The 11,612-nt window shown below is 72.1% G+C and carries 12 protein-coding genes; 4 read left to right on the forward strand and 8 right to left on the reverse strand.

The window, feature by feature from the left end:
• Together AB7U92_RS12020 and AB7U92_RS12025 are read left to right on the forward strand one after the other, a co-directional pair.
• On the forward strand, positions 1-333 hold a 333-nt coding region (locus AB7U92_RS12020; protein ID WP_428576767.1), incomplete at its 5' end, for a metal-sulfur cluster assembly factor.
• Complete coding sequence (locus tag AB7U92_RS12025; RefSeq protein ID WP_428576770.1) at positions 330-1,445, forward strand: hypothetical protein; 1,116 nt, start codon at positions 330-332, stop codon at positions 1,443-1,445. The genes AB7U92_RS12020 and AB7U92_RS12025, both read left to right, overlap by 4 nt.
• A gap of 3 nt (positions 1,446-1,448) precedes the next feature.
• On the opposite strand, the gene AB7U92_RS12030 is transcribed toward AB7U92_RS12025, so the two are convergent.
• Both AB7U92_RS12030 and AB7U92_RS12035 read right to left on the reverse strand, forming a co-directional pair.
• Entirely contained in the window at positions 1,449-3,362 is a 1,914-nt protein-coding gene (locus tag AB7U92_RS12030; RefSeq protein WP_428576773.1) for a B12-binding domain-containing radical SAM protein, read from the reverse strand.
• A gap of 47 nt (positions 3,363-3,409) precedes the next feature.
• Complete coding sequence (locus AB7U92_RS12035) at positions 3,410-4,018, reverse strand: glycosyltransferase (RefSeq protein ID WP_428576775.1); 609 nt, start codon at positions 4,016-4,018, stop codon at positions 3,410-3,412.
• A 124-nt stretch (positions 4,019-4,142) separates the two neighbouring features.
• Between AB7U92_RS12035 and AB7U92_RS12040 the strand changes: the two genes are divergently transcribed.
• A complete protein-coding gene (locus AB7U92_RS12040; protein WP_428576777.1) occupies positions 4,143-4,658 on the forward strand; it encodes a hypothetical protein in 516 nt (171 codons plus the stop codon).
• Positions 4,655-5,035, forward strand: a complete 381-nt coding sequence (locus AB7U92_RS12045) for a hypothetical protein (protein ID WP_428576780.1) — start codon at positions 4,655-4,657, stop codon at positions 5,033-5,035. The genes AB7U92_RS12040 and AB7U92_RS12045 overlap by 4 nt, the downstream gene beginning before the upstream one ends.
• A 9-nt stretch (positions 5,036-5,044) precedes the next feature.
• Here the strand turns inward: AB7U92_RS12045 and AB7U92_RS12050 are convergent, their stop codons facing one another.
• The 6 genes from AB7U92_RS12050 to AB7U92_RS12075 all read right to left on the reverse strand — a co-directional run.
• Positions 5,045-5,299, reverse strand: coding sequence for a hypothetical protein (locus AB7U92_RS12050; protein WP_428576782.1), 255 nt, complete (start codon positions 5,297-5,299; stop codon positions 5,045-5,047).
• A 44-nt stretch (positions 5,300-5,343) separates the two neighbouring features.
• The gene (locus AB7U92_RS12055) at positions 5,344-5,889 is read right to left on the reverse strand and encodes a hypothetical protein (protein ID WP_428576785.1); all 546 of its coding nucleotides are present in this window, start codon (positions 5,887-5,889) and stop codon (positions 5,344-5,346) included.
• Positions 5,890-5,910: 21 nt separating this feature from the next.
• Complete coding sequence (gene ybaL, locus AB7U92_RS12060) at positions 5,911-7,629, reverse strand: YbaL family putative K(+) efflux transporter (RefSeq protein ID WP_428576787.1); 1,719 nt, start codon at positions 7,627-7,629, stop codon at positions 5,911-5,913.
• A gap of 21 nt (positions 7,630-7,650) precedes the next feature.
• Positions 7,651-8,709, reverse strand: a complete 1,059-nt coding sequence (gene mltB, locus AB7U92_RS12065) for a lytic murein transglycosylase B (protein WP_428576790.1) — start codon at positions 8,707-8,709, stop codon at positions 7,651-7,653.
• A complete protein-coding gene (locus tag AB7U92_RS12070; protein WP_428576792.1) occupies positions 8,706-10,769 on the reverse strand; it encodes a transglutaminase TgpA family protein in 2,064 nt (687 codons plus the stop codon). Before AB7U92_RS12070 ends, mltB begins: the two co-directional genes overlap by 4 nt.
• On the reverse strand, positions 10,760-11,612 hold an 853-nt coding region (locus AB7U92_RS12075; protein ID WP_428576795.1), incomplete at its 5' end, for a DUF58 domain-containing protein. The genes AB7U92_RS12075 and AB7U92_RS12070, both read right to left, overlap by 10 nt.

The raw sequence follows: 11,612 nt of genomic DNA on the forward strand, positions 1-11,612 counted from the left end.
GCCATGGACACGAACGACACGTTCGATGCCGACCGTCGCCGCGCGCTCGATGCGCTGGCCCAGGTGAGCGACCCCGAGATCGGCGAGAGCATCGTCGACCTCGGCCTCGTCGAGCGCCTGCACATCACGCCGTCGGCCATCGACCTCAGCCTGGTGCTGACCAGCCCGACCTGCCCGATGGGCGACGCGATCGCCGACGACGCCTGGCAGGCGCTGACGGAGGCCTTTCCCGGCCGCGAGGTCTCGGTCAGCGAGGCCGAGGGCGTGCAATGGGATCCCTCGCGCCTGAGCGACAGCGCGCGCGAGCGCCTCGGCTGGAACGACGAAGCATGATCAAGCAGGCTGGAGCGGGAATGCCGTCGCGCGGCTTCCCGCGCGCTTCGGCGCTGGTGATCGCTATCGCTGCCGCGGCGGCACTGGCGCTGCTGTCGGGCATGGCCGGCGGGCTGGTGCGCATCGGCTGGCCGCTGCTGCCCGAGCGCATCGTCTCGCCGGTGGCGCTGCACAGCGCGCTGATGGTCTGCGGCTTCTTCGGCTTCGGCATCTCGCTGGAGCGGGCGGCGGCACTGAAGAAGCCGGTCGCCTTCGCCGCGCCGGCCCTGGCCGCGTGCGGCACGGTCAGCGCGCTGGCGCTGCAGCCGGCGCTGGCCGGCGGCTTCTGGCTGGCCGCGGCCCTGGCGCTGGTGGCGGTCTATGCCGAGGTGCTGCGCCGCACGCCGGCGCTGTACACGGCGATCGAAGCCGCGGGCGCGCTGTCGTGGGCCGGCGGCACGCTGTGGTGGCTGCTCGACCGGCCGTTCTCGGTGGTCGTGGCCTGGTGGGCCTCGTTCCTGGTGCTGACCATCGCCGGCGAGCGCCGCGAACTGGCGCGCTTCGTGCCGCTGTCGGGTCGCGCGCGGCAGGGCTATCTCGCCGTGCTCGGCGTGCAGGCACTGGCCCTGCTGGTGCTGGCCGTGCCGTGGCGTGAACACCCGATCGCCGGCGGCTTCTGGTGGGCCTCGATGTCGCTGCTGGCCGCCTGGCTGCTGCGCTACGACCTGGCCTGCCGGCCCGGCATGCTGCGGCTGGCCTGGTCGCTGCACACCGCGCGCTCGCTGCGCCTGGGCTACACCTGGATGCTGCTGGCCGGCGCCTGGGGCGCCGTCAACGCGCTGCGCGGCATGCCGCTCGATTCACCCGGGCCATTGCACATGCTGCTGCTGGGCTTCGTGTTCTCGATGGTCTTCGGCCATGCGCCCATCGTGCTGCCGGCGCTGCTGCGCCGGCCGGTCTCGGCGCCGGGGCCGTTCGCCTTCGTGCCGGTGGCGATGATGACGCTGGGCGTAGCCTTGCGCGCGCTGGGCGACGCCAGCGGCAGCACCGGCGTGCGTGCCGGAGCCGGCGCGCTGCAGGCGCTGGCCATCGTCGCCTTCGCGCTGACGATGATCCGCCACCTGCGGCACTGAACTTCAGCGGAGGTTGAGCGCGCGCTCGATGAAGTGGCGCGGCACCCGCGTCTTCGGCACCGGCACGTCGAACCAGCGACGCACGTCCTCCTCGAGCGCGATGCCGTGCATGTAGTTGTAGATCGACTTCTTCAGCGCGACACCGAGCATGTCGTGGTCGACGCCGGTCGGGTCGACGAATCCGACGTCGTTCTTCGCGAAGCGGCCCTCGGGCAGCGGCAGCAGCGTGACGCCGTACGCGGCCGGGTCCTTGCCCACCGGCGAGTGCACCGTGCAGGCGAAGCGGTGGAAGAAGCCGCTGTGGATGCAGCTGGCGGCGAAGAGCTGGCGCACGTATTCGAGCGCATCGACGGTGTCCTGCACGGTCTGCGTCGGAAAGCCATACATCAGGTAGGCGTGCACCAGGATGCCGGCATCGGCGAAGCCGCGCGTCACGCGCGCCACCTGCTCGACCGACACGCCCTTCTTCATCAGCGCGAGCAGCCGGTCGGAGGCCACCTCCAGGCCGCCGGTCACGGCGATGCAGCCGCTGTCGGCCAGTTCTTCCGCAAGCTGCGGGGTGAAGCTCTTCTCGAAGCGGATGTTGCCCCACCACGAGATCGCCAGCCTGCGCCGCTTCAGCTCCTGTGCCAGCGCGCGCAAGGCCTTCGGCGGCGCCGCCTCGTCGACGAAGTGGAAGCCGGTCTGCCCGGTCTCGGCGACGATGGCCTCGATGCGGTCGACCAGCGTCTGCGCATTGGTGGCCTCGTAGCGCGAGATGTAGTCGAGGCTGACGTCGCAGAAGCTGCACTTCTTCCAGTAGCAGCCATGGGCGACGGTGAGCTTGTTCCAGCGCCCGTCGCTCCACAGCCGGTGCATCGGGTTGAGCATGTCCAGCAGCGAGAGGTATCGCGCCAGCGGCAGGCCGTCCCAGGTGGGCGTGCCGGTCTCGTCGAAGGGAATGTCGGGTTCAGGAAAGTGGATGTACTTCACCGCCTCGTCTTCACGGACGAAGCAGCGCACCAGCCGCTCCTTGGAGCGGCGGCCCTCGAGATGCTCGATCAGCGCCAGCAGCGGCCGCTCGCCTCCGTCCAGCGTCACGAAGTCGACGAAGTCGAACAGGCGCGGCTCGGCCAGTTCTCGCAGCTCGGTGTTGACGAAGCCGCCGCCGAGCGCGACGGTGAGCGACGGGTCATGCGCCTTGATCGCCTGCGCGATGCGCAGCGCACCGTACACCGCGCCGGGAAAGGGCACCGACAGCAGCACCAGCGTCGGCGCATGGCGCGCGATGGCGTCGAGCGCAAGCCGCTGCAGCGTGCGGTCGATCAGGTGCGGCGGAGATGCCAGCGCGTCGGCCAGCGGGTCGAAGCTCGGCTGGCTGGTGGCCAGCTGCTCGGCATAGCGCACGAACTCGAAGCGCGGGTCGATGGCCTCGCGCAGCACGTCGGCAATGTCGTTGAGATAGAGCGTGGCGAGGTGGCGGGCGCGGTCGTGCGTGCCGAGCGCGCCGAAGGCCCAGGCCATCGGGTCGCCACCGTCCTCGTCGGCCACGTAGGCGTCGAGCGAGGCGAAGCGTGCGCCTTCGGGCAGGAAGGCGCGGCTGCAGATGCGGTGCATCAGCGTGGCGTCGCGCCCTTGCAGGAAGGCGATCACCGGGTCGATGGTGGCCTCGTAGCGATCGAAGGCGTCGAGGAAGGCCTGCACGCCGGCGCTGCGCCGCTTCTGCGGCAACGCTTCGATCTCGCCACGCACCGCACGCAGGCCGTCGGCGCTGAGCAGTTCCAGCACCAGCGCCAGCGCCAGGTCTTCCTGCACCGCGGCGATGCCGCGCGAGCGCAGGAAGCCGGTAAGGTAGGCGGTGGAAGGGTAGGGCGTGTTCAGCTGCGTCATCGGCGGGATGACGGCGAGCACGCGGGTGGGGCGATCAGACGTGGGCATGGGCGACGGCGGCCCGATTGTCCACGGGCCCTGCCGAGCCGGGGACCTCAGCCTGCCTGGGCCAGCCAGTCGACCAGGCGGCGGTCGAGCAGGCTCAGCGCCATGCACTCCGGCGGCAGGTGCATGTCGGGCCGCTCGATCTCGTGGGCGGTGCGTGTCTCGTCCCACCAGCGCAGCTGGCTGGCGCCGTGCGCGTCCGTGGTGGCGTAGACGAGGCGGGCGTCGGACTCCCACTGCAACAACATCGCGGGAATCAGCTCCGGCGAATGCGGCAGCGCCGGGTCGAGCAGGATCACCGCGTCGCCCCGCGCCGCCAGGATGCCGGCCTCGAACGCGGACTCCAGCCGCGCCGCGCCATCCAGCGGCACGTAGCGGAAGCCGGGCAGCTCACCCCAGGCGCTCATCAGCGTATCGGTGCCGTCGCCGCTGCCGCAGTCGACCACGATCACTTCCCACGGATAACCGCATTCGGTGAGCGTGTCGCTGAGGATGGGCAGCAGCATCGACAGCGTGCGTGCCTTGTCGCGGCAGGGCAGCACGCACGACACCGTCTGCCGCGAGCCCGACAGCTGGGCCCAGCCCGAGGCATGCGCCCACGACGGCTGGTCGCGCGGCGCGGCGGCTGTCGGCGGGCGAGGATCGGGACGCACGGGCATGGAGTGATTCTTCACACGGTGGCTGTGCCAAGCTTAAGCCCCCGGCGGCCGGTTCGCACCTGACTTGGTTCAGGCGTGACCACCTGTTTCCGGGGGGGCACACCGCCTGCTATCCTGCGCCGCCATGAGGTGGACTGTCGGATTGTTCTGTCTGGCGCTCGGCGCCTGTGCTTCCTCGAACGGCAGCAAGGGTGTCAGCGACGCCGCGACCACGCCGCTGTCCGACCTGAATCTCGTCAAGGCGGAGATCCCGCCGGTGCTGGCCGAGGCGCTGAAGGCGCCGTACAGGCCGCCCGCAGCGGCGGCCGGCTGCGAGGCGATCGCCGTCGAAGTCACGCAGCTCGAGGCCGTGCTCGGTGCCGACCTGGATGTGCCGCCGAGCGCGGCGCGCGCCAGCCTGATCGAGCGCGGCAGCACGGCGGCGGGCGACGCCGCGGTGGGCGCGTTGCGCGGCGCGGCCGAGGGCGTGATTCCGTTCCGCGGCTGGGTGCGCAAGCTCAGCGGCGCCGAGCGCTATTCGCGCGAGGTCGCGGCGGCCATCGCGGCCGGGTCGGTGCGCCGTTCGTACCTCAAGGGCGTGGGCCAGGCGCGCGGTTGCGCGGCGCCGGCGGCCCCCGCCGCAGCGGCTTCTGCGCCATGAGGCGCCGTCTCGCCGGGCTGCTGCTGGCCCTGCCACTGGCCGCGAGCGCCGCGGGCTTCGATGCGCGCGGATTGGCGCGCTTCGACCTCGGCTACGCACGCTGCGAGGCCCGCCACGCCCACATGAAGGGCGCGCGCGACGAGGCCTATCTGGCCGCCTATCGCGTCAAGGCCGACGATGCGGCGCGCTCGCGCCTGGCCGAGATCCGGCGCGGCGCCGCCTACCGCAAGGAGCAACGCAGCGCGCAGGCCGAGGCCGCGAAGGCCGCCAAGGCGGCTGCGCCGGCCAGCAGCCCGATCGAGCACCAGTGCCAGGCGCTGTGGACGCAGGTGCAGCGCGCCCGCGCCCGCGCCCGCGCCCGCGCCGCGCGCAGCTGATCCGCGCGCTCAGGGCATCTTCGCGATCGTGCACTGCACGGCCGGGCCGCCATTGGCGGGCGCGGCCTGGCAGGCCATCACCCGCTGCCCCGAGGGATCGTGGAACCACGCCATGCTGGCGGCGCCCGCGCTGGACGTGCCGATCGGCAGGAAGCTCGCGCTGATGATCTGCTGCGCTTGCGAGCGCGCCAGCGGCGCGGCGAACAGGGTGGCCACGGCGGCCAGCACGGCCAGCGCCGCGGCGATGCGGACGGGTTGCTTCATCGGGGTCTCCACGCAAGGGCGCGCCGCGCGCGCCTGCGCACAGCCTAACGCTTCGCCCGCGGCCGCGGCGAGCTCGGCACCTGCATCAGGTCGCGCGCCTCGGCGCGCTTGGCCTTGGTCGCCGCACGCTGGTAGGCCGACTCGGCCTGCTCGCGCAGGGCGATCGCCTTGGCCAGTGCGGCCAGGTAGCGCTCGGGTGTGTAGGTGTTCTGCGTGCCGATGAATACGCTTCGCCGCAGCGGCGGCGCGCCGAAGCGCGGCAGCGACACCGACAGGCTCGAGTCCATGGTGCGCGAGCCAGGGCGCTGTCGCACCACCGGCCCGGAGATGCCCACCGGCAGGTCGCTGGACTTGTTGCCGCTGGGCTGGCGCTGTAGGCGGGCAGGCGCCGGCAGCGTCGCGATGCGCCGCGCCAGTTCCTTCTTCGCCGCCTCGAGCGCGGCCTGCGCGCCGCGGCTGCCATCGGAGTAGAGCCGGGTGCCGCCGTAGCGCAGCTGCCAGCCGTGGGTGGATCGGTGGTCGATGCGCTGGATGCCCTGCGGCACCTCGAAACGCTCGCCGGTGTGGATCACGACATTTCTCGTCTTCATGGCCTTCCTCGCGATGGCGGGTCAGCCTCCCCGGGATCTTGTTGTTGTCGGTACGGATTGCATGGTAGCGAGTGTGTGACGCACCATGGCCTGCGCGAGTTCCTCCTCGCCGACGAACACGCGTGCGCCGCCCTCGGTGGCCAGCCAGCGCGCCTCGTCGCCGTGCTGTGAACGCACCGCCACTTGCACCTGGGCGTTGAGCGTGCGCGCGGTCTCGATCATGCGCCGGGCGCCCAGTGCATCGGGCACGGCGATGACCAGCAGCGCCGCCTCGGCGATGTGCGCCTGGATCAGCGCCGCGGGCTCGGCGGCATCGCCGATCACCGCCGGCAGGCCCTGGGCGCGCACCTCCTCGACGCGCTCGCGGTTCTCGTCGATCACCACGCAGGCCATGCCGGCCTCGCGCAGTGCCTGCGAAATGCGCTTGCCGACGCGCCCGTGACCGACCAGCACCACCTGGCGGGCCAGATAGCGCTCTTCGGTGCTGGCGGGCAGCTCCGCCAGCGGGTCGTCGCGCTGCGCATAGCGGCGCGCGAGCTCGGAGCGCGCCAGGAACCATCGCTCGATCGGCTCGACGAAGGTGAAGGTCAGCGGGTTCAGCGCGATCGAGATCAGCGCGCCGGCGACGATCAGGCTCTGGCCCTCGGGCGGCAGCAGCTGCAGCGACACGCCGAGCGCGGCGAGGATGAAGGAGAACTCACCGATCTGCGCCAGGCTGGCGGAGACCGTCAGCGCGGTGTTCAGCGGGTAGCGCAGCAGCAGCACCAGCGCGAGCGCGGCGATCGACTTGCCGACCACGATGACCGCCACCACGCCGATCACCTGCAGCGGCCGCTCGACGATGACGCGCGGGTCGAACAGCATGCCCACCGAGACGAAGAACAGCACCGCGAAGGCGTCGCGCAGTGGCAGCGACTCCTCGGCAGCGCGGTGGCTGAACTCCGACTCGCGCAGCACCATGCCGGCGAAGAAGGCGCCGAGGGCGAACGACACGCCGAACAGCTTGGCCGAGCCGAACGCGATGGTCACCGCGGCGGCCACCACGCACAGCGTGAACAGCTCGCGCGAGCCGGTCCTGGTCACCTGCCAGAGCAGCCAGGGGAAGACCCGCCGGCCGACCACCAGCATCAGCACCACGAAGGCCGCCACCGCGAGCAGCGTGCGCACCAGCGTGCCCCACAGCTCGGCGTCAATGCTGCCGGCGCCACCGGTGCGCAGCATCGGCGCGACCGCCGGCAGCAGCACCAGCACCAGCACCATCGCCAGATCCTCGACGACCAGCCAGCCCACCGCGATGCGGCCGTTGACGCTGTCGAGCACGCCCTTGGACTCCAGGGCCTTGAGCAGCACCACCGTGCTGGCCACCGACAGCGAGATGCCGAACACCAGCGCAGCGCCGAGGTCCCAGCCCCAGAAGTGCGCCATGGCGCCGCCCATGGCGGTGGCCGCGGCCATCTGCACCACGGCGCCTGGCACGGCGATGCGCTTCACCGCCATGAGGTCATCGAGCGAGAAGTGCAGCCCGACGCCGAACATAAGCAGCATCACGCCGATCTCGGCCAGTTGCGCGGCCAGCGCGCTGTCGGCGACGAAACCGGGGGTGAACGGGCCAATCACGATGCCCGCCGCGAGGTAACCCACGAGCGCCGGCAGCTTGAGCCGCGCAGCGATGAAGCCGAGCACCAGCGCCAGCCCGAGGGCGGCGGCGATGGTGTTGATCAGCGTGAGTTCATGGTGCATCGGGCGGGCTTTTCCACAGCGTCAGCGTCGTTGGCGCCGGACGGCCTCGCCGAGTTCGATCACGGCCATCGCGTAGTAGCTCGACCAGTTGTAGCGCGTGATGGCGTAGAAGTTCCCGGTGCCGGCGACGTAGTTGGGTGCGGCGTCGCCGTTGGCCAGCTCGATCAGCGCCAGCTTGCCGGTCCAGCTGCGGCCGGCCTCGTCGAGCAAGGCGCCGCGCTCGGCGAACTCGCTGGCGTCGAAGCTCGGCACGATGTCGGGCACCAGCATCAGGGCGCGATCGCGCACCTCCACCGGCGCGGCCACGCCGAAGTGCGTCGGTGCGTCGCGCTCCCAGCCGAACTGCGCCAGGTAGTGCGCCACGCTGCCGATCACGTCGGCGGGGTTGCGGTGCAGGTCGACATGGCCGTCCTCGTCGAAGTCGATGCCGTAGCGCAGGATGCTCGACGGCATGAACTGCGGCAGGCCCATCGCGCCGGCGTAGCTGCCCAGCGGCTCGGTCGGGTCGAGCGCCTCTCGCTGGCAGTACTGCAGGAAGGCCTCGAGCTCGCTGCGGAAGAACGGCGTGCGGTCGCGCCGACCGCTGGGGAAGTCGAACGACAGCGTGGCCAGCGCGTCGAGCACGCGGAAGCTGCCGGTGTGGCGGCCGTAGATCGTTTCCACGCCGACGATTCCGACGACGATCGATGCCGGTACGCCCCAGCGCTCCTCGGCCCGCTGCAGCCAGCGTTCGTGCTCATCCCAGAACGCCATCCCGGCGCGGATGCGCACCGGCTCAACGAAGCGGCTGCGGTAGGCCGCCCAGTTCTTCGCCGTTCCGGCCGGCGGCGGCATGATCAGGCGCTGCACGGCGGGCACCTGGCGTGCGCGGGACAGCGCGTCGCGCGTCCACGTGGGGTCGAAGCCCTGTCGCTGCGCCACCTCGTCGGCGAAGCGCATCACGTCCTCGCGCGCGCCGTAGGGCAGCAGCTCTTCTTCCCTGCGCGGCGCGGCCACCGACGGCGTGGACAGCCCCAGGGGCAGGGCGCCGAGCAGGGCGACGATGTGGCGGCGCAGGGGGTGGGTCGTGGCGTCGGTCATCGGGCGGCGTCGGGCGACAGGCCGCGCGCGGCGGCCTGGAAGGATCGGGTGAGGCTGGGGTCGGGCTGGCGGCGCGCATCGCGGCCGTAGCGCTGCGACTGCAGGGTGTCGAGCAAGGCGGCCAGCGGCTCGCCGGCCGAACCGTGGCGGCTGCGCACGCGAGCGGCCAGCGTGCCTGGCGCGTCGTGCGCCTCTGCCTGGATGCCGAGCCGGCGCAGCGTGCGAAGCAGCGCCTCGCGCTGGCGCGTCCAAGGGTCGATGCGGTGGCGGTCCCACCAGGCCCAGCCCGCGCCGATCAGGGCGAGCGTGCTCAGCGCGATCACCAGCAGCTTGGCCAGCGTCTGCCAGTCGGGGCTCTCGAAGCCGAGGTCCTTCAGCACCTCGAGCTGCTGGCCGCGCGAATAGTTGAGCACCCACTGGTTCCAGCGGTTGTTGACCGCCTCCCAGCCCTCGCGCAGGCGCTGCAGCAGTGCCGGGTTGACGGCATCGATCGCGCCGGCCACCAGCCCCGGCGGCGGCGCCAGGCGGAGGCTGCGGTCGATGCGGTCGGGCGCGACGGCGGCGGTCGGGTCGGCGCGCATCCAGCCCGTGCCCGGTTGCCAGAACTCGGCCCAGGCATGGGCGGCGCTCTGCCGCACGATGTAGTAACCGTCGACCGGCTGTGGGTCGGCGCCCTGGTAGCCGGTGACGATGCGCGCCGGCACGTCGAGCGCGCGCATCACCACCACGAAGGCGGCGGCGAAGTGCTCGCAGAAGCCCTCCTTGCGGTCGAGCCAGAACTCGTCGATGGCGTTGCGGCCGTACTCGCCCGGTGCGAGCGTATAGGTGTAGCCGCCTTCGCGGATGTGGCGCATCACGCGCTGGGCCAGCTGGAGCGCACCGGCATTCGCGTAGGCGGGATCGCGGCGCAGTGTGGCCGCCCATTCCAGCGTGCGCGGGTTGAAGCCCGCCGGCAGTTCCAGGTAGTCCTGCAGGCCGAGCACCGGGTCGCGCGGGCCGTGCTCGAAACGCAGGTGGGCCTCGGCCTGAAAGCGCAGCCGCTCTGCCAGCGGCCGGTCGGTCAGCCACTGCAGGTCGGCCGTGCCGCGCACGCGGTAGCCCTCGATCTGCGGTGCGCCCGGGCTGGCCTCCAGCAGCGGCAGCGTGGGCAGCCGCAACGGCTCGACCGTCATCTCGTAGCGCAGCGGCGGGCCGGCCGGCCGGAGTTCCGCCTGCGGCAGCAGCCGCTGCGGGAAGCGCGGCTGCTGCGGCCGCCACTCCGTGCCGTCGAAACCGCCGAGCACCGGGCCGCGGAAGTACAGGCTCTGAGGCGGAGGCACAGCGCCCTCGAAGCGCAGGCGCAGCGCGATGCGGTCGTCCTGGGCGAGCTCGGCCACCGAGCCCAGGCGCAGGCGGTCGGACAGTCCGGTGCTGGACAGGCCGTCCTTGGGCACGCCCCACAAGGGCCCGATGCGTGGGAACAGCAGGAACAGCAGCAGCATGATCGGCGCGCCCAGCAGTGCGGTGCGCCCGGCCAGCCTCGACGCCTGCCTCAGGCTCGGCTGGCCCACCGGCATGTGGGCCAGCACCAGCGCTGTCAGCAGACCCCACACCGACACCAGCATCGCCGCCGCCACGGCCAGCGACTGCGAATACAGGAAATGCGTCAGCACGAGGAAGAAGCCGAGGAAGAAGACGACGAAGGCGTCGCGCCGCGCTCGCAGCTCCAGCGTCTTCAGCGCCATCAGCACCACCGCCATGGTCACCCCCGGTTCCTTGCCCAGCAGGGTGCGGAAGCTCATGAAGGTCAGCCCGGCGGCCACGGCGAGCACGGCCACCAGCAGCCAGCGGCCCGGAAGCGTCCCGCCGCCCACCGCCAGGGCGGCGCGCCACAGCAGCACGACAGCCGTCAGCGTCGTGCACCAGGCGGGCAGGTGGGCGACGTGCGGCAGCACCGTCCAGGCGATGACGCCGAGCAGGAACAGGGTGTCGCGGCTTTCGCGCGGCAGGCGCGACCAGCCCGGCCAGCGCGGCAGCCGCCAGCCCGGGCCGGATAGCCCGCGGTGCCGGGTCAGCGCCATAGCGCCAGAGCCTCCAGGCAACGGCGGCGGTGCGCCTCGCCTTCGCTCGGATCGATCGCCACACCAGGCAGGCCGAGGGCGTACTCGGCGCCGGCGCGCTGTGCGGCGTTCACCCACGCGGTCAGCCGCGAGAGGCGCTCTTCCGGTGGCAACTGGCCACAGGTCTGCCAGTCGAGCCACAGCTGCTGCTGCACGGCGCTGGCGGTGTCACGGCTGACCAGCTCGCCGCCGCTGGCCAGCGCCTTGGCGGCCTTCTTCCAGTAGACGAGCTTGAGCGGGTCGCCGCGGCGGTAGCCGCGCACACCCTCGATCTCTCCGCCTTCGGCCGCGCGGCCTCGTGCCTGGCCACCGGGCACGGCACGTGCCGCCGGCAGCGGTGCGGCCGGGCGCTCGGGTGCCGGGTAGACGAGCAGCTGCGAAGCCGGCCGCCAGATCGCCCAGGCGCGGAACAGGCCGAGCGGGAAGCGCGTCTCGATCCCGATGGCGGGCAGATCGTGCACGCCGCGCCGGGCCGGCACGAAGCTGACCTGCGCGCTGGCCTGGCCCTGGGCGGGCACGTCGATCCAGCCCAGCGTGGCGGCCTCGGCGTCGACCATCTTCAGACCGACGCCGAAGCGGGGCCGGTCGGGACTGGTCAGGACGATGTCCAGCAGTGCCGGCTCGCCGGCGAACACCGGCGAAGGCGCGCGCAGCCGCAGCGTCAGGCCACGCAGCGTGCCGTGGGTGACGTGCATCGACACCGCACCGCTGCCGGCGAGCAGGAAGGTCAGCACGTAGCCGAGGTTGAGCTGGTAGTTGATGGAGGCCAGCAGCAGCACGATCAGCGTGGCGGCGAACATCAGC

This window comes from Piscinibacter sp. (assembly GCF_050175855.1).
Taxonomy (GTDB): domain Bacteria; phylum Pseudomonadota; class Gammaproteobacteria; order Burkholderiales; family Burkholderiaceae_C; genus Piscinibacter.